This is a genomic window from Paraburkholderia sp. GAS42 (genome assembly GCF_050436565.1).
GTDB lineage: Bacteria > Pseudomonadota > Gammaproteobacteria > Burkholderiales > Burkholderiaceae > Paraburkholderia.
In genome coordinates, this window is record NZ_JBNDML010000009.1 from 68,813 (window position 1) to 92,715 (window position 23,903).

The 23,903-nt window shown below is 60.3% G+C and carries 24 protein-coding genes; 15 read left to right on the top strand and 9 right to left on the bottom strand.

Features of this window, described 5'->3' with window-relative positions:
* Positions 1–173: 173 nt before the first annotated feature.
* From P3T16_RS15285 to P3T16_RS15295, 3 genes are read right to left on the bottom strand one after another with little or no spacing between them, the layout of a single operon-like run.
* Positions 174–1,451, bottom strand: coding sequence for a DUF3734 domain-containing protein (locus P3T16_RS15285; protein ID WP_429342905.1), 1,278 nt, complete (start codon positions 1,449–1,451; stop codon positions 174–176).
* Between the two features lie 10 nt (positions 1,452–1,461).
* Positions 1,462–2,244 carry a 3-hydroxybutyrate dehydrogenase gene (locus P3T16_RS15290; RefSeq protein ID WP_429342906.1) on the bottom strand — a complete coding sequence of 261 codons (783 nt, stop codon included), beginning with the start codon at positions 2,242–2,244 and terminating at the stop codon, positions 1,462–1,464.
* Between the two features lie 18 nt (positions 2,245–2,262).
* A complete protein-coding gene (locus P3T16_RS15295; protein ID WP_429342907.1) occupies positions 2,263–3,042 on the bottom strand; it encodes an acetoacetate decarboxylase in 780 nt (259 codons plus the stop codon).
* Positions 3,043–3,539: 497 nt separating this feature from the next.
* Between P3T16_RS15295 and P3T16_RS15300 the strand changes: the two genes are divergently transcribed.
* Positions 3,540–4,418: an SDR family oxidoreductase gene (locus tag P3T16_RS15300; RefSeq protein ID WP_429342908.1), complete on the top strand. Its 879-nt coding sequence runs from the start codon at positions 3,540–3,542 to the stop codon at positions 4,416–4,418.
* 58 nt (positions 4,419–4,476) lie between these two features.
* Here P3T16_RS15300 and P3T16_RS15305 read toward each other — a convergent pair whose 3' ends face one another.
* Complete coding sequence (locus tag P3T16_RS15305; RefSeq protein WP_429342909.1) at positions 4,477–4,725, bottom strand: hypothetical protein; 249 nt, start codon at positions 4,723–4,725, stop codon at positions 4,477–4,479.
* 580 nt (positions 4,726–5,305) lie between these two features.
* On the opposite strand from P3T16_RS15305, the gene P3T16_RS15310 reads away from it, so the two are divergent.
* From P3T16_RS15310 to P3T16_RS15320, 3 genes are all read left to right on the top strand, one after another.
* Entirely contained in the window at positions 5,306–5,743 is a 438-nt protein-coding gene (locus tag P3T16_RS15310) for a cupin domain-containing protein (RefSeq protein WP_429255809.1), read from the top strand.
* A gap of 77 nt (positions 5,744–5,820) precedes the next feature.
* The gene (locus tag P3T16_RS15315; protein ID WP_429342910.1) at positions 5,821–6,177 is read left to right on the top strand and encodes a nuclear transport factor 2 family protein; all 357 of its coding nucleotides are present in this window, start codon (positions 5,821–5,823) and stop codon (positions 6,175–6,177) included.
* A 152-nt stretch (positions 6,178–6,329) separates the two neighbouring features.
* A complete protein-coding gene (locus P3T16_RS15320) occupies positions 6,330–6,725 on the top strand; it encodes a VOC family protein (RefSeq protein WP_429255811.1) in 396 nt (131 codons plus the stop codon).
* Between the two features lie 84 nt (positions 6,726–6,809).
* On the opposite strand, the gene P3T16_RS15325 is transcribed toward P3T16_RS15320, so the two are convergent.
* From P3T16_RS15325 to P3T16_RS15335, 3 genes are all read right to left on the bottom strand, one after another.
* A complete protein-coding gene (locus P3T16_RS15325; protein ID WP_429342911.1) occupies positions 6,810–7,835 on the bottom strand; it encodes a helix-turn-helix domain-containing protein in 1,026 nt (341 codons plus the stop codon).
* Positions 7,836–7,921: 86 nt separating this feature from the next.
* Complete coding sequence (locus P3T16_RS15330; protein WP_429342912.1) at positions 7,922–8,941, bottom strand: alcohol dehydrogenase; 1,020 nt, start codon at positions 8,939–8,941, stop codon at positions 7,922–7,924.
* A 175-nt stretch (positions 8,942–9,116) separates the two neighbouring features.
* Positions 9,117–9,827: a FadR/GntR family transcriptional regulator gene (locus P3T16_RS15335; RefSeq protein WP_429342913.1), complete on the bottom strand. Its 711-nt coding sequence runs from the start codon at positions 9,825–9,827 to the stop codon at positions 9,117–9,119.
* A 348-nt stretch (positions 9,828–10,175) separates the two neighbouring features.
* Here P3T16_RS15335 and P3T16_RS15340 point away from each other — a divergent pair, with 348 nt between their 5' ends.
* From P3T16_RS15340 to P3T16_RS15350, 3 genes are all read left to right on the top strand, one after another.
* Entirely contained in the window at positions 10,176–11,507 is a 1,332-nt protein-coding gene (locus P3T16_RS15340; protein WP_429342914.1) for an MFS transporter, read from the top strand.
* Between the two features lie 53 nt (positions 11,508–11,560).
* A complete protein-coding gene (gene gudD / locus P3T16_RS15345; RefSeq protein WP_429342915.1) occupies positions 11,561–12,910 on the top strand; it encodes a glucarate dehydratase in 1,350 nt (449 codons plus the stop codon).
* Between the two features lie 334 nt (positions 12,911–13,244).
* Entirely contained in the window at positions 13,245–13,724 is a 480-nt protein-coding gene (locus P3T16_RS15350; protein ID WP_429255934.1) for a hypothetical protein, read from the top strand.
* A 35-nt stretch (positions 13,725–13,759) separates the two neighbouring features.
* On the opposite strand, the gene P3T16_RS15355 is transcribed toward P3T16_RS15350, so the two are convergent.
* Together P3T16_RS15355 and P3T16_RS15360 are read right to left on the bottom strand one after the other, a co-directional pair.
* On the bottom strand, positions 13,760–15,121 hold the full coding sequence (locus P3T16_RS15355) for an MFS transporter (RefSeq protein WP_429342916.1): 1,362 nt from the start codon (positions 15,119–15,121) through the stop codon (positions 13,760–13,762).
* 578 nt (positions 15,122–15,699) lie between these two features.
* Positions 15,700–16,182 (bottom strand): hypothetical protein, encoded by a 483-nt coding sequence (locus tag P3T16_RS15360; RefSeq protein WP_429342917.1) that lies wholly within the window; start codon positions 16,180–16,182, stop codon positions 15,700–15,702.
* Between the two features lie 512 nt (positions 16,183–16,694).
* On the opposite strand from P3T16_RS15360, the gene P3T16_RS15365 reads away from it, so the two are divergent.
* The 8 genes from P3T16_RS15365 to P3T16_RS15400 all read left to right on the top strand — a co-directional run bounded on the left by P3T16_RS15365 (position 16,695) and on the right by P3T16_RS15400 (position 23,901).
* Entirely contained in the window at positions 16,695–17,351 is a 657-nt protein-coding gene (locus P3T16_RS15365; protein ID WP_429342918.1) for an NADPH-dependent FMN reductase, read from the top strand.
* Positions 17,352–17,748: 397 nt separating this feature from the next.
* Positions 17,749–17,964: a transcriptional regulator gene (locus P3T16_RS15370; RefSeq protein ID WP_429342919.1), complete on the top strand. Its 216-nt coding sequence runs from the start codon at positions 17,749–17,751 to the stop codon at positions 17,962–17,964.
* Positions 17,965–18,067: 103 nt separating this feature from the next.
* Entirely contained in the window at positions 18,068–18,961 is an 894-nt protein-coding gene (locus tag P3T16_RS15375; protein WP_429342920.1) for a ferritin-like domain-containing protein, read from the top strand.
* Between the two features lie 54 nt (positions 18,962–19,015).
* Positions 19,016–20,470, top strand: coding sequence for an indoleacetamide hydrolase (gene iaaH / locus P3T16_RS15380; RefSeq protein ID WP_429342921.1), 1,455 nt, complete (start codon positions 19,016–19,018; stop codon positions 20,468–20,470).
* A gap of 142 nt (positions 20,471–20,612) precedes the next feature.
* Entirely contained in the window at positions 20,613–21,344 is a 732-nt protein-coding gene (locus P3T16_RS15385) for a FadR/GntR family transcriptional regulator (protein WP_429342922.1), read from the top strand.
* A 24-nt stretch (positions 21,345–21,368) separates the two neighbouring features.
* Positions 21,369–22,118 carry a CDP-diacylglycerol diphosphatase gene (locus tag P3T16_RS15390; protein ID WP_429342923.1) on the top strand — a complete coding sequence of 250 codons (750 nt, stop codon included), beginning with the start codon at positions 21,369–21,371 and terminating at the stop codon, positions 22,116–22,118.
* A 199-nt stretch (positions 22,119–22,317) separates the two neighbouring features.
* A complete protein-coding gene (locus tag P3T16_RS15395; RefSeq protein ID WP_429342924.1) occupies positions 22,318–23,307 on the top strand; it encodes a fatty acid desaturase in 990 nt (329 codons plus the stop codon).
* A 144-nt stretch (positions 23,308–23,451) separates the two neighbouring features.
* Positions 23,452–23,901 carry a hypothetical protein gene (locus tag P3T16_RS15400; protein WP_429342925.1) on the top strand — a complete coding sequence of 150 codons (450 nt, stop codon included), beginning with the start codon at positions 23,452–23,454 and terminating at the stop codon, positions 23,899–23,901.
* The last annotated feature ends 2 nt before the right edge of the window (positions 23,902–23,903 follow it).

The window sequence follows — 23,903 nt, forward strand, 5'->3', positions numbered from 1 at the left end:
TACGGGGAGACCGATAGCTCAACAATTCGAGTATTGGATGTGGTGATAACAAAAGCGGATTGGCGGACGGGCGGCAAGGCGGGCGCCCGCATATAGCGGCCGTCGCGCTACCGCTTTACGAGCCCATCCTCGTTGTATTTTTTACAACACCAGACTTCCACGGCGTCGCGACTCTAGCGGGTGTCTGACGGCGCTTCCGCCACCGCGTCAACTAACTCCGATGGTTTCGGCATGGCTTCGAATGTGTCGGAAACTGGCGCCGGACCTGCTTCCTGGCGATGGACGTCATGCGTAACGAAGCCAAGGTCATGGCCTGGAACCTCAAACCAGTCGGGATTACCGAAGGAGCGGCGGATGTCCTCGAGGCCGCTCGCCCAATGTTCGCCCATGGTGTCGTTGCTGAACTCATAGTCCTTGTAGTGACCTTCAAAAAACTTGTTCTTGTAGATAAGGTGCACGACATTGACCGCACTGCCGTCTGCGACTTTCTGTGCCTGCCGGACTAGTGGGTGTGTCTGCCGCACCTTCTCCGGAATGTGTTCAAGCAGTTCCTTGATCAGGCGAGCATGCTTCTGGCTCTGCGACACAAACGCCGTGATGGCGCGGGTCCGGCTTGAGTATTGAATGTCCTTGGCCCGCTCGGCGACATCAAGCAAATCGCCAGGTAGCGTTCCTCTTGCGCTCCACAGGTCAACCTGGAAGACCAGCGCATCTTTGTGCTGGCATTCCCTGACGATTTCCGTGAGCGGCGTGTTTGAGACCAGACCTCCGTCCCAGTAATATTCTCCGTCGATTTCCACTGCTGGAAAGCCCGGCGGCAACGCACCAGACGCCATAAAGTGCTCCGGCTCGAGACGAGTCTGCGTGTTGTCAAAGTACACCAGATTGCCCGTTCGAACATTGACCGCACCGACGGAAACGCGAACGTCACCGTCGTTAATACGGTCGAAATTGGCGTACTTGACGAGCGTCGCACGCAACGCCGTCGTATCGTAAAAGCTCACCTCGTTCGGCTGTTTCTTTGCCACGCCGGCGATGGGTAGGGAAAAGCGCGGTGCGAAAAAGCCCTTTTGACCTTCAGTTAAAGCGCGACCGGCAGCCCACATGCTCGACCACTTGCGCCCAACGTTCGGAAACCCAAGCGCTGCCGGGACCAAAGCGCCAACGTGCCCGAATAAGTCCGCTGGTTGACAGATGGTGTTCCAGAAGCCGCGCAATGCTTCTACCCGGTCCTCTGGTGCGTTGCCTGCGATGATGGCGGTATTCAAGGCGCCAATCGAGATGCCCGATATCCAGGTGGGTTCAACACCCACTTCTGCAAGCCCCTCATAGACGCCGGCCTGATAGGAACCCAACGCGCCACCGCCCTGCAGGACCAGACCGATTTCGTCGTAGGAAGGTAGCTCAAGATGATTCGGTTGCTTCAATGTATTGCGTTGACTGCGGCGCATCGTCGGCTCCTCATTGCATGAACCAGCCGTGACTGACCACAATCGACTGTCCGGTCAGCGCTGCTGATTCAAACCCTGCCAGGAAGGCCACCGTTCTGGCAACATCGGCTACGGTGGTAAATTCGCCGTCGACGGTTTCCTTCAGCATCACGTCCTTAACGACTTGAGCTTCCGGAATACCGAGCGCTTTCGCCTGTTCCGGAATCTGCTTGTCAACCAGTGGAGTACGGACAAAGCCCGGACATACAACATTCGCTCTCACGCCGCGTGAGCCACCCTCCTTCGCGACGACCCGAGCAAGACCCAGCAGACCGTGCTTGGCGGTGACGTAAGCCGACTTCAGCTTCGACGCTTCGTGTGAATGAACGGAGCCCATGTAGATGATGGAGCCGCCCTTTCCAGAAGCGTACATATGCCTGATAGCAGCCTTCGTGGTCAGAAATGCGCCATCCAGGTGAATGGCGAGCATCTTCTTCCAGTCGGAATAGGCGTAGTCTTCAATCGGGTTGACAATCTGAATGCCCGCGTTCGACACCAGCACATCGATGCCGCCAAGTTTTCCAACTGCGTCTTCGATACCTGCGTTGACCGCTTCTTCGCTCGTGACGTCCATCGACACCGCAAGTGCTTTTCCACCCGCGGCGACGATACTGTCCGCGACCTGCTGCGCGTTTGTCAGATTCAGGTCAGCAATGACAACCGCCGCGCCGTCCGAGGCCAGCTTGCGTGCGCATTGTTCACCAATACCGCTTGCGGCGCCGGTCACAAGCGCGACTTTTCCTTCCAGCGACATAAGTTGCTCCTTGCTAGATTACAGGTTCACGGCAAGCTTCAGTGCTTCCGCCGGGGCGAGGTAGTCGTAAGCGACTTCGCCCACATCGAGGGTGAGATTTGCAATGACGTGTCTGGCGCCCACTACCCTTTTGACAGGAAGGTCAGCGACCGGCGCCAACGCATGTGCGTGCAGCTCGAGCGCAGCGGGGCCTTCCCATGCACCGAGCACAGAAACGTCGCGCAGGTAGAACCGTACGAGTTCACAAATCCGCGGTGAGCCATCCACATGGGGGATGACCTTCAACAGGTAATTGGGTGTGTCCGCGAGTTTCTTGCGTTCAGATTCGATATCGAGCGGGCGGTACTTGTAGCCCATGCTGCCAGCAGCGACCCGTTGCGTCCCATAGTCGAGTGTGCCGAGCAACGTATCTTTTCCGTCAACAGATAAGCGGGGTGAAGCGAGTTTTTTCGGGAAACCCCAAATCTCCCGACCGCCAGCAATTGGACCTTCGTCGTCGAGATACATCGCGTGCGTATAGCTGGCTTTCTGGCCGGCTTCGTCCAGGACCGATATGACCTGACCACTCTCTGTGTAGTCGCCAAATCCGGATGAATCTGGCATACGGATGAACTCGTAGTGAACAAGACCGTTGTCGACCGTCAGGGGCTCCGGCACGACTGCGCGAACCGCGTCCATGTCGGTCTCGTACGAAATGATGAAGTATTCGCGGTTGAGGAACCGAAATGGCGGACGTGGGTAGGCCGGGTTGTGCACAGGCATTGCGAAGGCATTCTTGCGGATTTCATCGAGTGTCACTGCAATTTTTCCGTCAGATAGCGAAGTCGCCATCTTAGAGGCAAATCGCAGTGGCCTTCAGTGAAGCGAACATGGCGGACAATGAATCCGCGACCGGCGCGGCAGGCGTCAAGCGTCCATCCCGCCTGGGTTTGAGCCGCGTTTAAGCTTGCCTCGATGCCACATTGTCCGACTTCGCAAAACACTGTTGCAGGACGGATTTTGGTGTTGAGGGGAACCAACGCTTAAGACTGGGGGTCACTGCACAGGCCTGGACTGGGAGTCGGACGATATGGCACTCTCGCAATGCACTTTATCGGACGTGCGCAGCGACCATCCTCGAACTCTGAGCGGAATACATTTCTCGTTGAGGCAACACCGCGCATCAGCCGTCGAACGATGAGCACTCGCGAATATCTGGCATGTGAAGTCTTCTGGTTGCCGTCCACGACTCCAGTGCCATCGGCGCCGCAATAGCTACAGAAGCGTATGCTGCAGTAAATCATCAGGAGACGACCATGGACCTTGCCGGGAAGACCCTATTCATGTCCGGTGGCAGCCGCGGCATCGGACTCGCGATTGCACTGAGAGCCGCTCGCGACGGCGCGAACATCGTGATTGCCGCAAAGACCGCCGACCCAGACCCGCGTCTCGAGGGTACGATTTATACAGCGGCTGCCGCTATTGAAGCTGCTGGCGGCAAGGCGCTCCCGCTTGTTGTGGACATTCGCGACGAGGAACGCGTGAAAGCCGCGGTTGCGGAGACCGTCGGGTTATTCGGCGGCATCGATATCCTCGTGAACAATGCCAGCGCCATTCGATTGACTGGCACACTTGACACACCCGTCAAACGGTATGACCTGATGCATGGAGTCAATGGCAGAGGCACGTTCGTATGTGCACAGGCCTGCCTGCCTCACCTCCTCAATTCGTCGAACCCGCACATCCTCACACTGTCGCCGCCTTTGGTCAGCGACGCGAAGTGGTTTAAAGATTTTCCGGCATACGCCATCGCAAAATACACGATGAGCCTGTTCACGCTGGCGCTTGCTGGCGAGTTCAAGGACCGCGGTGTCGCGGTCAATTCACTATGGCCCAGAACTGCCATCGCAACCGATGCGGTGCGAAACGAGATTGGCGGCGCGGACATGATTGCGGCATGTCGCAAGCCGGAAATAGTCGCCGACGCGGCCCACTATATCCTGACGCGCCTCGCTAAAGAGTGTTCAGGAAATTTTTTCCTCGACGACGAAGTCCTGCTGGCAGCGGGCGTGCGGGACTTTGCACAGTACGACATGCAGGCTGGAGCGGCGTTGCAAACAGATTTCTTTGTAGAGGCGTTGCCGGGAATGCTACCAGCGGACAATATGATGAACCCAGGCCAAGGCTCGCGATAAGTGGCCCGTGTTCCATGCATCGCAGTTCCCATTGGCTCGAACGCCTGACAACCCGCACTTAGACAATGCGCAGCAACAACATCTGGCTTTCAAGCAAGGCGCGCAGTTCGTCCGGGTCTGGACGTGTTCCCCAATTGCGGGCACCAGCGACCGACGCGATGGCAATCCATGAGTTCGGTGGAAACCACTCGCGTAAGAGCACTCCCTCTTGAGAAATACGAAGACGGCCGGTTTGCTCGCAGTACTCTGCGCACATCTCCGCGTCGCCCAGTTGTGCGGTCACCTGGAGGCCAGGGCTTTTCTGCATGGTGTTCCCCCGCAAGTTGAGGCGCTGTCGGCTCCGACGCGTGCCAAGGGCTGACTGGAGTGACTGCGGCGTCGACCCGCGACAACGTCCGCCATTGCGCCGATTTAACATCTCCCAGTCGAAACCGGGTCAATGGGCACGCAAACTCAGCGTTAACTGCCAGTGATGGAAGTCTAGGGACTGCGCGCATTTACAGGTGAAACGGACCTAAGAGATTGGTAACGTGGAGTTACCGTCCACGTCGCGACCAAAGAGTGCTGCACTGCCTCGGATACTTGGACCCGATGCATCACACGACGGAAATGATTACGTATGTCGTTTTCGTCGGAAAACACGACCACGGGCATGACATTAAGATCATTCGATAAGGGGGTGTCAGGGTCGCGGCGTCACCTGGTTAGACGGGGCACCGGCCAGGTATTTAAAGCGTATTAAGCAGTTGGCGAATCTATACTGCGCTGGCAGGCAACTCGACGTGCACTAGCGTGCAATCGTCGAGCCGCCCCCTGACATATCGTTGAATCACACGCCCAAACCTTGCCGGACTCGACAGCGGTTCGGCGAAAATCAGGAGACGACGATGGAAATCAAGCCGAAGGTTCGCGAAGAAGCAGTGCAAATCAATGACATTCCGTGGAAGGCGTTTCCCGACGCGCTTTCGAAAGGAGGTATCCGCTGGAAGATGCTCCATGCGTCTCCGGAAATGGGCGCATGGACCGCGATTTTCGACTGCCCCGCAGGCTCGTCCTTCAATGCGCACTTTCACGTCGGGCCGGGTGAATACCTGCTGACGAAGGGTCGAATGGATGTCCGTGGTGGCCGTGAACAGGGCGGCGACACGGTTGTTGCGCCGGCATATGGCTACGAGTCCGCAAATGCCCGTCACGACAAGACCTACTTCCCCGTCGATAGCGAGTTTTACATGACCTTTCTTGGTCCGCTGTCATTCATCAAGGAAGACGGTACGCCTATTGTGGTTGTGACGTGGGACGAGGCGCAGCGCGCATACGCAGGCTGACCATACCCGCGACCTCGTCATGCGCCGGCAATGGCCAGCATTGCCGGTTCCCCAGTGATTCTTCATGGAAACTCGACATGTCATATTCATCTGAACAGGCACAGGGAGCAACGAGACAGGTTCTCGACCATCATCTCGGCGCGTTTGCCAACGGTCTCGATGAGATTCTCAAGGACTATGACGACAACTCCACTCTCATCACACCCGACAGGACCTTTCGTGGCCGGGACGAGATAACCGGTTTCTTCAAAGCCTTCCTGGACGGCGCCGACCCCGCCTTCTGGCCGGCGTTCAAAATCACCAGCCTCAGTACGGCGGGCGAGATCGCATACCTCGCGTGGGAGGCGAAGCCATGGGTCACGCTCGCGACGGACACGCTGTTCGTTAAAGACGGAAAGATTGCGGTTCAAACGTTTACATCGTTCTCGGCCTGACTCATCGACTAAACGGAAGAGCAAATCAAGTTACATTCATGGCGGCCTCATCCGCATTGACGACGGTGAAACGCTCTGCCGCTCCCCGGTTTAACCGGCTCAGCCCGACGTGGCCATGTGACCGCGTCGTGGTCTACGCATCGAGGAAATAGTTGGCCAAAATCATTCATTCGATGGTGCGGGTTCACGACCTTGAGCGATCCTTGCAGTTCTACAAGGACGCTCTCGGCCTGTCGATAAGCCACCAGCTGGATTTCCCGGACTTCTCCCTTGTCTATCTTCGCAACGAAGAGAACGATTTCGAAATTGAACTGACGTGGAACAAGGGTCGCGAACCGGCATACACGCACGGTGACGGCTACGGGCATATCGCCGTGGCAGTTGCAGGGCTGGAAAGCGAGCACGCGCGGATGACCGGACTCGGCATCAATCCGACGTCCGTGAAGGAGTTCAAGCGCGGAGAAGAAATGCTCGCACGGTTCTTCTTTATCCAGGACCCAGACGGCTACAAGATTGAGGTCCTGGAGCGTTCGGGACACTACGTCTAGAGCGGCGTGGACGTCGAACGGTTTCATCTCATTCGCTTCGCCGTGCGAGCCGATCCGTCGGGATTTAAAACCAACCGTTTTGTCTCACGCCAATTCGTCCAGGGGACCAACGCCTGTTGTCCTGCGTACGTCGCCCGGAGAGGCGCCGTACTTCTCCCTGAATGCGCGGCAAAAATGGCTTGTCGAATTGAAGCCCCAACGAAACGCAATCTCGGATATTCTCTGCCGGTTGTATGCAGGGTCCGTCAGTGCCTGTTTGCAGGCGTGCAAACGCCTATCCATCACCCACTCTGAAACAGTCATGTCGCTGCGCTGAAACAGCATATGCAGGTATCGCAGCGAAATGTGATTTGCGTCCGCGATGCGGCCTGGGCCAAGGTCGTCTTCATGCAGATGCTGCAGGATGTAGTCTTGCACGCGCCTCAGCATGGCCGCACTTGCGTCGAACGTCGCTGACGGTTGCTGTCCCGATAGCGCGATGCCTAGCAGTTCGAGCGTGGACCTGCTGACAGAACCTTTAACGCTCTCGTCGAGTGTTGCGATTTCATTCGAAAGAGCCAGCAGGTGTACCGCCAGCAGCGAGCCGACGCCTGTACGGCTTTCGATTTTTCCACCGGTCGGGGGTTGCTTTCGCTCCGGCAGCCGTTCCCGCATCACTGACCACGGAATCATGAGTGTTACCTTGTGCAGGCGCTCAAGAACCTCAAATTCCACTGCCTGGCCCGTTGTCCATACGACGACATCACCGGATGTAACTTCAACGCCACAATCGCCAATCCTAAAGCGTTCCCGCCCTCCAGTCGTGAGCTGCACGCCAACGTAGAGCTCGTCATCGTGGCGGACCTGGCCACGCCTGCGCTGCCCTGTGCAGGGGTCGCACACCGTCTCGACAATCCCGGCTCCGGCGAAGTCATGTTGTTTGACGTGGGCGTAGAACGTAGCAGGAAGGCGATGTGGGACTTGCCACTCGCGGTAGCTGGTACTAAGCACTGACTGCCAGGCGTCAGTGCGGTCACCGGGCGGGACGTCGCTGCTTGACCATTCGGTTGATTGATTTCGCACCTCATGTCTCCTTTCTCCAGCTTCGTACGTTGCGCGGTTATCTGTCATCGGTACTACACCGATATATCCACGCAAATAAAACCGCTTCGCACCGACGGCACCACGTATAACGCGTGAGCAATCTCGCGGATTATCTAATGTCCGGTGTTGAGCACCACCCTGAAACGCGCCGCGCCGCTCATCATGCGGTCGTAGGCGTCCGCCGCCTTCGTCAGTGGAAATTCTTCGATCATGGGTTTGATGCCGGTTAGCGCGCTGAAGGCGAGCGTGTCATGCGAATCGGCCGATGTACCTGATGGCCAGCCCTGCACCGAATTTCGCCCCATGATGAACTGCGCGATTGGGACTTCAACGGGTTCCTCCGACAGTCCAATCAAGATCAGCTTGCCGTTCAGTCCCAGACCGCCTGCTGCGGCGCTCATCGCCTTTCCGCTTGTGACGGTCGCGAGGATAACGCGAGCGCCGCCCAGTGCCTGCAACGCTTGCGCCACGTTCCCCGCATTGCTGTCGATGTAATGATGCGCGCCGAGTTGTTTCGCAAGACTTGCCTTGTCCTTGCCTCGAGCGATTGCCACCGTGACGAATCCCATTTTTTTCGCGAACTGCACGCCGAGATGGCCGAGGCCGCCGATGCCGAGAACCGCGACCACGTCGCCTGCACGCGCGCCGCTGTTGCGCAATGCGTTGAATGTCGTAATGCCTGCGCACAGCAGCGGTGCCGCATCGACATCGGATAGATCATCCGGAATACGCGCCAGCGCTTCGACGGGCGCCACCATGAACTCGGCATAGCCGCCGTCGTAGCTGATGCCAGGCACAAGCGCACGCTGACATAGAACGAAGTCGCCCTGACGGCAACGCTCGCACCTTCCGCAATGTCCTCCGTGCCAGCCGACGCCGACCCGCTGCCCTGCCTGCCATCCCTCGACGCCCGGACCGACCGTATCGATGAGGCCTGCGATTTCGTGCCCGGGCACCCGAGGATATTGCAGCCCCGGCCACAGACCGTCTTTCGTCAGCACATCGCTGTGACAGATGCCACAGGCCTGAATCTTGATCAACACATGTCCAACGCCTGGCTCCGGCACATCCCGTTCGACGAGTTCCAGAGGACCGCCAGCCTGCGTCACCTGCACTGCTTTCATCGTCCGCATCGCTTTCTTCCCTATGAAAGGCGCGAACGCGGGTTGACCGACCCGGTTCGCAGATTTGCCGCCGACGCCACCAACCGGTCAAGCGGCCAGCTTACGCCATGTTCGACGGGATGCGAATCGGCACTCTGAATCAGCTGCCCTCGCAACTCTTCCAGATCGTTTCCGTCGCAACGCCTTAAACGGTTGCGGCACTCAGCGCGTGTGCCCGCCGGAGACGTTCGCGACTGTTACTCAGATGCATCCGCATTGCGGCACGCGCGTCGTCCGCGTCCTGACGCTCGATTGCCCGGTAAATCAGCTGGTGCTCGGCGAGCACGTTCCGCAGGTGCTCGATATGGTCAAGCTCTGCGATCTCCGCGGAGCCTAGCCGCGTTCGCGGACTGACCGCGCGGCCCAGTTGGCTGAGCACGTCGAAGAAATAGCGATTCCCGCATGCCCGCGCGATCTGCAGGTGGAATTCGATGTCGTGCGCCAGCACGTCGGTGCTTCCCCGCTCAAGTTCAGACTCGAAACGCTCCAGCGCGCTACGAATCTGCTTGAGATGCTGCCCGGTGCGCCTCGCTGCTGCCAGAGCGGCCGACGCTGCCTCGACGTCAATGCGGAACTCGATGATGGCCATCACGTCGAGCATGCTCGAAAGGTCGGCCGTGGCAATGTGCATCGGCTCTTCCTTTCCCGGCTCAAGAACGAAGGTGCCGATGCCGTGGCGAGTCTCGACAACCTTCGCCGCCTGCAGCCGCGAAATCGCCTCGCGAACAACGGAGCGGCTCACGGAGAGCTGCTTCATCATTTCCACCTCTGTCGGAATCCTGTCGCCGGGCCTCAGGGCTCCGCGCCGGATTTCGTCCGTGAGGGTGGCCACCACCTTGTCAGTCAGGCTGCTCATGTTGCGGTTTGCTGGCTCGTCAGTTGGACATGCGCACGTTGCGCGCGGAACGACGACGTCATCTGACGTCTCGACCATCATCATAGCGCCAGGTGTCAGCGTCAGCTACAATTCATGTTGTCGGACGTCCTAGCTTATCGGCGCTTCTAACTCCACCAACACAGCATATTCTCGGCAACTCCATATATGCAGGCGTGCGCTACTACAGGGTAAACACCCAATTGGAAACCTGATATCGAAAAAGTAGACTGTCATCAGACAACCTATGACGTATTTCGCGGCGGATGTTCATCCGCTACCGCGTTCAGTTCGATTGGGCCGACGCACCGGCCGATACTGGAGACAACCTTGATATCTGCACTCGCCACCGCGACCGACCCGCTCGAATCAGCGGTCTCCAAGGTCAAGCGGCACATTCTTCCGCTCTTCCTTGTTATGTTCATCGCAAACTACATCGACCGCGTGAACATCGGCTTCGTCAACTCGCACATGCAGACGGATCTGGGCATCGGCGCCGCCGCATATGGGCTCGGCAGCGGTTTGTTCTTCATCGGATATGCGCTGTTCGAAGTGCCATCGAACGTTCTGATGCAGCGGTACGGCGCCCGCGCGTGGCTCACCCGCATCATGGGGACCTGGGGTCTCGTGGCGGCAGCCATGGCCTTCGTCTGGAATGACACGTCGTTTTATGTGCTCCGCTTCCTGCTCGGGGTGGCCGAAGCAGGCTTCTTCCCCGGCGTCGTTTTTTACTTCACGCAATGGTTGCCGCAGAAAGAGCGCGGTAAGGCCATCGCCGTGTTCCTGGCCGGCTCAGCACTCGCGTCCGTTCTGTCCGGCCCGATCTCGGGGGGACTTCTCTCCATCCGCGGGCTCGGCCTGCACGGCTGGCAGTGGATGTTTCTGATCGAAGGCGGATTTTCGATCGTACTGTGCGGCTTCAGCTGGGTACTGCTGAAATCACGGATTCGTGATGCTTCGTGGCTGACGGCAGAGGAGCAGGTGATTCTCGAATCATCCATCGCCGCTGAACAGGCAGAACGCGAAGCACTCGGTGGCGCGCATCTACCGACGATGAAGCTGTTAAAGGACCCGCAAATCCTTCTTTTCTGTTTCCTCTACTTCGCGATCCAGCTGACGATTTACGCGGCAACCTTCTGGCTGCCGACGATTATTCGCAAGATGGGCGGCCTGACAGACTTCCAGGTCGGTATGTACAACGCTGTCCCGTGGCTTATCGCGATCGTCGCGATGTATTGCTTTGCCGTGCTTTCCGCGAAATGGCGCTTTCAGCAGGCATGGGTCGCCACAGCGCTGGTTATCGCCGCGTGCGGACTGTTTGCCTCGACGTCTGGTAATGCCGTGTTTTCGTTTGTTGCAATCTGCTTTTCGGCAATCGGCTTCAAGGCTGCGGCGTCGCTGTTCTGGCCTATCCCCCAGGGTTATCTGGACGCGCGGGTCGCGGCCGGCGTGATCGCGCTCATCAATTCGATCGGGAATCTGGGCGGCTTCTTCGCGCCGGCTACGTTCGGCTACCTGCAACAGCACACCGGCTCGATTTCCGGAGGTCTGTACGGGCTCGCGGTGGCATCATTGATTGCAGCGGCCGCGGTCTTCCTTGCCCGCAATCGTCGTGTGAACCATGACGTGCTCGCGCAACCCGTACATAGCAAAGCGCTTTGATCGCCCGGAACACCCCCGCCGGTCGATTTCTAAACTTACCTGGTCCTACTCTCATGTCCACCCATACATCCCAATCGAACGCCACGCCGACGGTCATTGAATTGCGCGTCGTTCCGGTCGCCGGTCGCGACAGCATGTTGATGAATCTGAGCGGCGCACACGGTCCGTTCTTCACCCGCAACGTCGTCATCCTGCGGGACAGCGCCGGCAATACCGGCGTCGGCGAAGTCCCCGGCGGCGAGAGCATTCGCAAGACCATCGATGACGCAAGGCCGCTGGTTATGGGTCAGTCAATCGGCAATCTTCAGGCCGTGCTCAACAAGGCGCGCACCCAGTTCGCTGACCGCGATGCCGGCGGACGCGGCCTGCAGACATTCGACCTGCGCACGACCATCCATGCGGTAACCGCGCTCGAAGCCGCGCTGCTCGATCTGCTCGGGCAGCATCTGGGCGTGCCTGTTGCCGCACTCCTTGGCGAAGGCCAGCAGCGCGACGAAGTCGAAATGCTCGGTTACCTGTTCTACATCGGCGACCGGAAAAAGACCGACCTGCCCTATGCAAGCGGAGCCGAAGGCCGCGACGACTGGGAACGCGTTCGCACCGAAGAAGCCATGACGCCCGAGGCGGTTGTGCGTCTGGCTGAAGCGGCTCAAGCGCGCTACGGCTTTAATGACTTCAAGCTGAAAGGCGGCGTGCTTCCCGGCGACGCCGAGATCGAAGCGGTGACAGCTTTGGCCGAACGATTCCCCAAGGCGCGCGTGACGCTCGACCCGAATGGCGCCTGGTCGCTTGCGGAAGCAGTCCGTCTTTGCCGTGACAGGCACGACGTACTCGCCTATGCGGAAGACCCTTGCGGCGCGGAAAATGGCTACTCGGGTCGCGAAGTGATGGCCGAATTCCGCCGCGCGACTGGCTTGCCGACCGCTACGAACATGATTGCCACCGACTGGCGTCAGATGGGTCACGCTATCCAGCTGCAATCCGTGGACATCCCGCTCGCCGACCCGCACTTCTGGACCATGCAAGGCTCGGTACGCGTCGCACAGATGTGCAACGAGTGGGGTCTGACGTGGGGCTCGCATTCAAACAACCACTTCGACATTTCGCTCGCGATGTTCACGCAGGTTGCGGCTGCCGCGCCCGGCAAGATTACTGCCATCGATACCCACTGGATCTGGCAGGACGGGCAACGCCTCACGCGCGATCCGCTGCAGATTGTCGGCGGTAAGGTGAAGGTGCCGGAGAAGGCAGGCCTTGGCGTAGAACTCGATCTGGATGAACTCGAGAAGGCGCATGCGCTGTATCAACAACACGGCCTGGGCGCCCGTGATGACGGCGTCGCCATGCAATTCCTGATTCCAAACTGGAAGTTCGATAACAAACGCCCGTCTCTCGTGCGCTAGATCGAACATTCTCCCGGCAGCGGTCTCGATGGCCGCCTGGCCGGCGCCCGTGAGAATCTTGCACCGTGCAATGCGGTGCCACGCTGATCGCGGTTGGGGCTCAGGTCAAGGCCGCGACCGCAACCGCGAATGAGTGCATCCACAGCAAAACACCACGCCCCGTCCCCATTCAGCCACTTCTCGCCGCAGCGAGGGCGTGCGCATCCCGCCTTTTAAGGCTGCCTTAATTGTTGCCCGTCATGATGGGTTCATCGACTCACCTCAAGGGTCGCCTGTTCCGCCGTCAGCGCACCGCTTGCGGGACCCAAAGTTACGGAAAGAGGTTCAAACCACCATGCCTGGTAAATCGCGAAACCGCAAACACGACGCCCAACCGGCAATGTCACCGCTGCTGCGGGCGCTGACTTTTAGTCGCGCCACCCATGAGCCTGTCACTCAGGCCATGCTGCTGCAGTGCTACGCAGCGCTGGACGCATTCCGGCGAGGTCATGGATCGCGCGACCTGTTCTCGACTCTGGGTCGGCAGTTGCTGGTATCCGAGGCGCTGTGCCGCCTCGGATACCAGAAAGACGAAATTGCGGACATACAGGCAGCGCACGCTTCCATGACGCGAATCGACGCTGCCGAACGCGAAAATGGCGTCTGGTTGATGGGCGATACTGAATACGCGTGGTTATGCCTTGCGCTGGAAATCTTCGCAGATCAGTTAGCGGCTGCGTCGCTGGAGAGCATTGCGAGGGCCGAAGCACGAATGGTGGAGGGCCTCATGCTCACCGCCGGGCGCATTCCAGCGCCCGCCGAGGTCGCGTCGTAACGACATATCCACAACGTCGCCCTCCTGCGTACCGCTCAATGCCCCAGCGACCCCGTCTCCAGCGGCGCCGACACGCGTGACTCCGGGCGCGACGCCTGCTTGATCAGCAAGGCGACGCAGGAGATCACGCCCGCCAGCGCGACACATGCGAATATCCCCGCAAACGTGAAATGCCGGCGCGTCAGTTCCGCGACAAGGAACGAACCCGCGATGCCGCCAAAGCGTCCGATGCCAAGCATCCATGCCACCCCGGTGCCACGCCCCTGTGTCGGATAAAAAGCAGCGGCCAGCGCGGGCAAGGACGATTGCGCGGTATTCATCAACACGCCTGCCACAAACACCGTGAGCACCAGCACACCGACGTTGCCGACTGCCTGCCCGATGCAATAAACGCTAACAGCGGTGAGTGCATAGCACACGGCAATAATTCGATTGGCGTTGAAGCGATCCATCAGGACGCCACACAACACTGCACCAACGCCGCCTAGCGGGAAGAGCGCAGAGATCAGCGTCGCGCGCTGCGGGTTGAGGCCGGCTTCCTTCAACAGGATCGGCATCCAGTTGATCGAAGCGTAGAAGATCACGAGGCCCATGAAGTAAGCGAGCCACAGCATCACCGTGCCTACGATGTACGACCTGGACAGCACGAGTGCAGCGCCGGTTTTACCCTCCACCTGCGGTGCCTGCTCAGTCATCACAAAAGACCCTGCCTGCTCCGCGGCGCTTGAAAGGCGGCCAAGCACTGCGCGGATTCTTTCGACCGGATGATTCTTCGCGACCATGTAGCGCACCGATTCCGGCAGCTTGAGGAGCAAGATCACAGAGAGCACCAAAGGCGTCGCACCACCCAGCAACAGCACGCTGCGCCACCCAAATTGCGGAATCAGCCACGCTGCGAGAAAGCCGCCGAACGCCGCGCCGAGCGGGAAACCGCAAAACATCAGGTTGATCACCGTCGCGCGCCGACGGTCCGGACAGAACTCGCCCATCATCGTGACTGCGTTGGGCATCGCGGCACCAAGGCCGATCCCGGTCACGAACCGCAGAACAGTCAGTTGCTGGATGTCTGTAGAAAAAGCCGAACCAAGACACGCAACACCGAAGAGCATGACAGCCCCCAGCAACATCAGTCGCCGGCCGAGCCGGTCGGAGAGCGGACCCGACACGAGCGCTCCGCACGCAAGGCCGAATAACGCAGCGCTCAACACCGGCGCAAGCGCTGGTTTGCTGATGTTCCACTCCGTAATCAGCGAAGGCGCAATGAAGCCGATCGCCGCGGTGTCAAACCCGTCGAGCAGAACGATGACAAAGCACATGAAAAAGATGAGCCATTGAAACCCGGAAAAGGGCTGCTCATTGATAAACGTCTGCACGTTGACGGCAGTGTTTCGGTTCACGTCTCACCTCCTGACGGCGGACGGCGCTATCGCGCCGTCCGCATTACGATTTCATCCGGTCAGAACCGGTGAACAATACCTGCGCCTGCAACAAACTGACTACGCGAGGACGAAGACGCGCTCTGGAAGCCGTCGCCGATGGTCGCCGTGGCGTTGATGATGTGCCCGACACCCGCCGTGCCAGGCTCGTTGCCTTTTTGGTGCGCTGGCACGCCTGCAATGCGTAGCGGCCCGCAGGCCTGGGCACCGGGTAGTACTCCGGGAATTTGAACTGCTGGTACTGCACGGCGCGCGTCATGCCGTTCGCCCGGGTTGCGCACCTGATAAATAAGGCACGGTCGATTTGCTCTTCAGATGTTCGCTTAAAGAACAAGAATTCTATTTTTGAACAAACAGATTGTAAGTAGCCGGCTGTTTGCCGGTCAACGCGGGATAACCCGATCACCGCACGTCGCATCTGTATGCGCGCCGGAAGGGTCAGAAATTCTGTGGACCCAGTCGCGTATCGCTAGAGCAAGATAGCCCGCTGATGACGCGCTAGCGGCCGGCCGTGAGCGTGAGCATGCTGAATACGACGGTCACTGGCAAAGCGAAAAAGCCTCGCGTCCTGCGATATCCCCGTTTCCGTAAATGCCTGCCACCGTGTAGTCGCCCGCGACGCATTCGAGTGTCGATTCGCCGAACGTCAGCACGAAGTGTCGCAGACCGCCCTCTAGCGAGAAGTCACGCCCCCACGAATCCGCAATCAGCGACGAATGCATGACCTCATGCGCGGAGTATCCGCGCAGGCCTCTTGAAGCGAGGAAGTGAGCAGGCAGATCGGCGTTACGCGGCGGCCCAAACTGGTGAAACGCCGCCGCCGAAAATGCGACCACGCAGAATGGATCATCGTCGCTGAACGGGCCGAAGCGTTCGAAGTCGGCTTCAGCGATGCGATAGACAATCGCAACCAGCCTTTCATTGGCCAGCACCAGCGGCGCGCCGGCGTCGGCATCGGGTCTGGGAACGTCGTCCAGCAGGACGACCTGGTCCTGCTCGCTGGAATCCAGTGCATTGTTCATCTGTCTCTACGTGCTCCGTGACGGGTTCATGCAGATCATCACAGGCGCGCAGACACGGCTCCCGGAATTCGCTGCGTCGTAGAGTGTAGTTGAACCCACGGCTTCTGCATCCAGACACGCATGCATCGTCCCATCATTGCCGCGAATAACAGGCAGAGGAATCGCAAAACACCAACCCGGGTAAAAAAATGCCCCGACATCGAAACCGGTGTCGGGGCGAGTCCCATGTCAAAGGAGGTGTCATAGAGGAGACGGATTCATCGTACCGTCGCCCGGCAGGTCCGCCAACGAACGGTTTCGCATATCCATATCGCAAGGCACGCGCGCAGCTTTCGACGGCCGGGCACACAGCCGGTCGGGACAGGCAACCCTCGTCCACGTATATCCTTAGAACAAAAAACACGTTCGCAGCGGCGCGCCTGATCACTAACATGGCGGATCAGTCGGGTCGTCCGGCCCTGCACGCGCGCCCCGCCGTGCGGCGCCCCGGCCGCTACGGAAGGAGTATTGCGTTGACCAGTTTCGATCACACTCGCCGGCCGCTCGTCGTCGGAATCGGCGGTACGACGCGCGCCGCATCGTCGACCGAGCGCGCGCTCGGCTTCGCACTGCGCGGCGCTGAAAGCGCCGGCGCGCGCACGCACCTGTTCGGTGGCACGTTCCTGCACAGCCTGCCGCATTACGCGCCGGAAAGCGCGTCGCGGACCGATGAACAGCTCCAGCTGATCGAAGCCGTGCGCGACGCCGACGCCGTCATCGTCGCGACGCCTGGCTATCACGGCGGCGTTTCCGGCCTCGTCAAGAACGCGCTGGATACGCTCGAAGAACTGCGCGCCGATGAGCGCCCGTATCTGGACGGCCGCGCGGTCGGCTGCATCGTCACCGCCTATGGATGGCAGGCCGCCGGTTCGGTGCTGACGTCGTTGCGCTCGATCGCCCATGCGCTGCGCGGCTGGCCGACGCCGTTCGGCGCCGGCATCAACACGCTCGAAACGCGCTTCGAAACCGTCGATACCTGTTCCGATCCGAAGGTTGTCGAGCAGCTCGCCACCGTTGGCCGCCAGGCCGCCGGATTCGCCCTGGCATTCGGCGCGCATCGCCCGGCAGAACGTGAGAGCGTTGCCCCGCCCCCTCCTCGCGCGGCAAAAATCCTGTCGCTCGCCAGCTGAACGGCGCGCGTCATGCGCGCTTACCTGCCGGGCCAGCGTTCCCGGCATCGCCCGTCACCCAATACCCGATACCCGTCACCCGCCGCCGGCATCCGTCGCGCGGCAGGCCCGCCTTCAGCGTGTGCCATCGCACACATCCCGCCTGGCCGCTCACGCAATGCGTATGCCATGCAACATACGGAAGCGTGTACGCGCCGGATAGTGTGAACAAGCGCATACGACACCGCCACATCCGGATCACCGATGACCGCCCAGGGCCACCCCTGATTTGCTTGCGACGAAAGATTGGTTCACTCGATACACGGCACGGCCTACGCTTGTCTCTGCCCGCTCATTGATCGATCGTCGCACTTCGCGTGAACTGCAAACGCAAGCGGGCACGATCACCGGCACGACCATGAACAGACTCATTCACTATAAAGGCTACGCAGTTGCCCCAGCAGCACAGCAACTTCCTAACGGCCTCTTCGCCGCCAATCTGACCATCGAGAAGACCACCGCACCCCGGAGCCACCCGTACTCGTTCGACGCGCTCGACTACTTTTTCGACGAAGAACACGCGCTGGCCTACGCGTTCCGCTGGGGACGCCTGTGGATCGACAGCCACAGATAAAGGCCGCCGCGGCGTCCGGACTGTCGGGCGTTGTCTACTTCGACGCCGTTTTTTTGGGGTTGTGACAGAATAAGCGACATGTCCGCTGACCGTTCTCGCTGCCATGTCCGATACCCTGACACATGCTCCCGAAGATCGCGCCCTGCGCCACTGGACCTTTCCTGACCCGGCGCGCGTCAAGATCGGCTCCGATGCTCACGAGCAGATGTTCTGCCGCATGCTGCTTGAGACACACAATCCCTACCGGCCCGCCGTTCTCGACTGGCCGCCGCTTCCGCCCGATGCACTACACCGCCTCACCTCGCTGCCCATCTGGGACATCGCCGTGCAGACCGAAGGCCACGCGGCGATCCGCGTCGCCAGCTACGCCGCGCAGTTAAGCGACCCGCTGCTGCGTGAAACGATAGAAATGGACGCCGCCGAGGAAGCCCGCCACAAGATCGTGCTCTCGAAACTGGTCGCGGCCTACGGCATCGAGCTCGCGCCTGAGCCCGAATACCCCGTGCCGCGCGACGCCGAATGGGCATGGATGCTCACCGGCTACAGCGAGTGCATCGACAGCTTCTTCGCCTTTGGCCTGTTCCGCTCGGCGCAGCAATCCGGCTATTTCCCCGAAGCGCTCGTCGAGACGTTCGAACCCGTGATCCAGGAAGAAGCGCGGCATATCCTCTTCTTCGTGAACTGGGTCACGTGGTACCGGCGCACCATGCCGTGGTGGCGTCGGCCATGGCATTCGCTGCGCGTCGGGGCAATCTGGTTCAAGCTCGTATGGGAGCGCGTGGCGATTGCGAGGGGCATCGATGCGAACGGCGTCGCGCAAGATGCGAATTTCCTGGCGTCAAACGGTGGCTCGGTCGGCAATGAGCTAACGACGCGCGAGCTCGTCGAACTGTGCCTCGCCGAAAACGAACGGCGCATGAGCGGCTACGACGCGCGACTTGTGCGGCCGGCCGTCGTGCCACGACTCGCGCGCCTCGCGCTGCGGTTTCTGAAGTAGCGGCGAAGGGCGGCCGCTGCATCTAGCAAATGCCGCCGCAACACGGGAGACAGCATGACATGGACGGTCGATGAACAACTTGCGCTGACGGCCACTGAAGCCGTCGCCGCGATCCAGCAAGGGCGCCTTCTCGCCACCGATTATGTCGCGACGCTGCTGGCCCGCGCGGCGGCGCTCTCGACGTTGAATGCGCTCACCGCCCTGAACATGGAAGGCGCACTCGACGCTGCAAGGCGTATCGATGCGCTATCGACCGCTGAAAAAGCCCGCCTGCCGCTCGCCGGCCTGCCGGTCGTCGTGAAGGACAACATCAACACCGTTGGTTTGCAGACTTCGGCCGGCACGCCTGCGCTCGAAAATTTCATTCCGAAGACCAACGCGCCATCTGTTCAACGGCTGCTCGATGCAGGCGCAATCGTGCTCGGCAAGGCCAACATGCATGAACTCGCGTTCGGCATCACCAGCACGAATCTGGCGCCGCACGCCGGGCCGGTGCGCAATCCGTACGATCCATCGCTGATTCCCGGCGGGTCGTCGGGTGGGACGGCTGCGGCGATTGCGGCGCGCATCGCGCCCGCCGGACTCGGCACCGACACCGGCGGCTCGACGCGCATTCCCGCCGCTCTGACCGGCACCGCGGGCTTTCGTCCGTCGGTGGGCAATGGCGGTGCCGCGCGCCGCTATCACGACACGAACGCCGTCGTGCCGATCAGCCGCACGCGCGACACGGTCGGTCCAATGGCACGCACCGTTGCCGATATCGCGCTGCTCGATGGCGTCATTACGGGCGACACCGCGTTGCCGGCAGTTTCGCTTGCGGGCCTGCGCATCGGCCTGCCTGCGCAGCTTTGGGAAGGCCTGGAACACGCGCTGGCACGCATTGCCCGCGATGCCTTGGCGCGCCTCGAAGCAGCCGGCGTGATTTTCGTCGACGTCGACATGCCCGACCTGATAACGCTTAACGACAAGGTCAGCTCGCCGGTGGCACTGCACGAACCCGTCGACGATGTACCCGCCTGGCTCGTCGCCAACGATGCGCCCGTAAAAACCGTGGTGGACATCGCGGTGCGCATCGCGTGCCCGGACGTGCGCAGCGCGTACGACGCGATCATCGCCGATGTGTTCGCCAGCCAGTACGAAGCGGCCATGAACACGTGGCGGCCGCAGCTTCAGCAGCTATATGACGCCACGTTCAGCATGCATCGGATCGACGCACTGCTGTTTCCCACCACACCGCTCGCCGCCGTGCCGCTCGACGAAGTGAACGGCTCGTCATCGGTGACGATCAATGGTGGCGAACCGCTCGATGAAATGTCCGCGTTCCTTCGCAATACCGATCCGGCGAGCAACGCAGGCATTCCGGGCCTCTCGGTGCCCGCGGGACTGACGAAGGACGGACGCCCCGTCGGCATCGAACTCGACGGACCGACTGGCAGCGACCGACGGTTGCTGGCGATCGGCATCGCGTTCGAGCAGGTGCTGAAGCCATTGCCTGCGCCCGTGCTCTAGCGGCCTGACGCACATTACGGCGCATTGCGGGGCATGCCTGCGCGGACGCTATAATCGCTGCGTTCCGGCGACGGCGGCCCTGCCTCGCGTCAACGACGTATATCGGGCCACGTCGTCGCCTATCGCCACGCCCGCCGACGCCATGCAATTTCGCCCGATTCCGACGTTCACCCGCAAGCGCCTCTCCGACGTCGTGTCGGACCAGATCAAGGCATTGATCTCGGATGGCGCACTGCGACCGGGCGACCGTCTGCCCGCCGAACGCGACCTCGCGACGCAGCTCGGCGTATCGCGCCCTTCGCTGCGCGAAGCGCTGATCCGGCTGGAAGCCGACGGCTACATCGCGATGACAGGGCGTGGTGGCTTTGTGGTCGCCGACATGACGGCTGCGGTCATTTCGAAGCCGCTCGCTGAACTCCTGTTGCAGAACGCGCGTACCCGTTCCGACATTCTCGAGTTACGGCAAGGTCTTGAATCGATCGCTACCGTCTACGCCACCGAGCGCGCAACACCTGACGATCTCAAAGCGATTGGCACGGCCTTCGAAGCGTTGAAGGCCTGCGCGCTTTCATCCGACCGCACACACCTTGCCGATCTGGATGCCGCGTTTCATCTTGCGATCGCCGACTCGACACACAACGTCGCACTGGCGCATGTAATGCACGGCATTCATGCGCTGATCCGCGAATCGATGCGCCAGTCGCACCGGCTCATCGATTACGACGACGCAATGGAACAGCAACTGCTCGACCAGCATCAGGCCATCTACGACGCAATCAGGGCACGCGACGCGCAAAAAGCGCGCAGCGCGGCCGAGCAGCATCTGGTGTACGTGCGAGCGCTTTACGAGCAGCACGCCACACCGCAACCATAAATCACCGAACGGAACGGACGCCCCATGCGCCTCGCTCTCTGGGCCTTCATCAGCATCGCCTTTGCCGCAACCAGCACCGGCTGCGCGACACTCGCAGCCGCCGATTCGAACGCGCTGTGGCGCATCGTCGACGGGCAATGCGTGATGTCGATGCAATCGTCCGGCACGCCGGGCTTCTGCACGCGCGTCGATCTGCAGGCGCGCTACGCGATTCTGAAAGACATCAACGGTACATCGCAGTACCTGTTGATCCCGACCGATCGCGTCTCGGGCATTGAAAGTCCGCAGATTCTCGACAAGGACGCGCCGCCCTACTGGTCGGATGCATGGGAAGCACGCACCTACGTGGAAAAGGCCGTCAAACAGCCACTCCGCGACGAACAGCTCGGGCTCGAAATCAACTCCACGTATCGCCGCTCGCAATCTCAACTGCATATCCATATCGATTGCATGCGCAACGATGTGATCGACGCGTTAGCGCGGCATCATAGCGACACGCCCGGCAAATGGCGGTGGGAGGTGATCGACGGAAATCGTTACCGGATCATGCGCGTTACTTCGCTCGCAGCGGCCGACGATCCGTTCAGGGTTGTCGCGCGCGGTCTCCCGAAAGACGCTGTGATGGCCTCGCAAACGATCCTCGTGACCGGCGCGGGGCCGTCTGCTGCGAGCGATGGCTGGTTGATTGTCAACAGCAGCCTGGATCTCGACAATGGCAGCGGTTCAGCGGAGCCGCTGATGGATCACGCGTGCAGGCTTGCACGAAAGAGCTAGCGGCACGGCATGCGGCCGATGTGCAATCGTCCCCATCCCGATCTGTTGAAACGTGCTTTTCCGCTTTTACGCACATGCTTTCCGCGAGAAATTGGTTCTGTCAGGAAGTGGAAGCCTTTACGATCGGCTCCAGTGTGCGTGCCGTCTGGGAGACGTCGCGCGATATCAGCAGCCTGACGAAAACGGTGCGAACCAGCCTATGGCGACGTATCTCGACGACACCCAGCGCCGTACGCTGGCCCACCTGACCACCACGTTGACGTGGCGCACGGAATGGCCGACATGGGTGTTGATCGCGACGATTTATGGGTCATGGTTCGGCGTCGCGATGCATGCGCGTACGCTCGGTTTGCCGGTCGGCACGGCTCTTCTTGCGCTCCTCAGCGCGTGGTACATGTCACTGCAGCACGAGCTGCTGCACGGCCATCCAACGCGCTCGCGCGTTGTAAACAGTCTGCTCGGATTCGCACCGCTTGCGGTGTGGTTTCCGTATCGCATCTATCACGACCTGCATCTTCAGCATCACAACGATCCGCATCTGACGCATCCTTCGATCGACCCGGAAAGCTACTTTGTGACACATCAGACGTGGCAGCGCAGTGGGTCAGTCATGCGTGCACTGCTGACCGTGCGCAACACGTTCGCGGGACGCCTGCTGCTAGGGCCCGCCTTTTCAATTGTCGCAACCACGAACGACGCGGTTCGCAGGATCGCGGGCGGCGACTGGCGCGATGTACCCGTGTGGCTCGCGCATTTCGTTGCGCTCGCTGGATTGACGTACTGGCTGGACAGAGCGTGCGGTCTGCCCGCATGGCTTTTTATTGTTGTCACTGGCTATGCGGCACTCTCAGTCGCGTGTGTACGCTCGTTTCATGAGCATCGCACTGCTGGCCCCGATCAACATCGATCGGTCGTCAACGAGGCCGCTTTCTTCTGGCGGATCCTCTTTCTGAATAACAACTACCATCTAGTCCACCACGACTTGCCTCATGTCCCGTGGTTTGCACTCCGGAAAGTCTATCAAACGTCCCGCCAGCAATACATAGAACGCTCAGGAGGCTTTCTCGTACGGGGTTACAGCGAATGGTTGAGACTTTACGCATTCGCTCCGGTTGCGCGTCCGGTGCATGGCAATCTGTCCGGTTCCATCCAGAGGAATCCGCCTGCCTTGCGGGTAAATTGCGGGTAACACGCATGGCAGTTATCCGTCGAGGGCTTCCGATCCGGTCCTTGCGCGCCAGCCTCGAATCCCACTCGATTGTCAACGGCAGACCCCATTCCCCACATGCCCCGCGTTACTATGGAGAGGTGACTGGCAAAGTGAGGATGCTTCATGAACGCATCGGTTATCTCTGCCCTGGCTGCGCTCGTCGGCGCCACCATTGGCGGCCTGACTTCGGTTCTTGCCACATGGCTGACCCAACGCACCCAGGTTCGCGCGGAGTGGCTAGCGCATGACCGCGCCCGGCGGCAAGAGCTGTACAGGGAGTTCATCGAGGAAGCGACGAAGTGCTATGTCGACGCGCTGCAACACGACAAGCCCGATCTCGCCGCACTCGGCAACCTCTACGCGAAGATCAGCCGCATGCGCATCCAGTCGTCGCGTAAAGTCGCAGACGAAGCCGACGTGATCGGACGCAAGATCGTGGACACTTACCTTGCGCCGGACAAGACCTTCATCGAGATTCGCGAGATGCTCGCAGATGGCTCGATCGACATTCTCGGCAAGTTCGGCGACGTGTGCCGCGCGGAGTTCGAATCGCTTCGCGCACAGCAGTTCTGAAC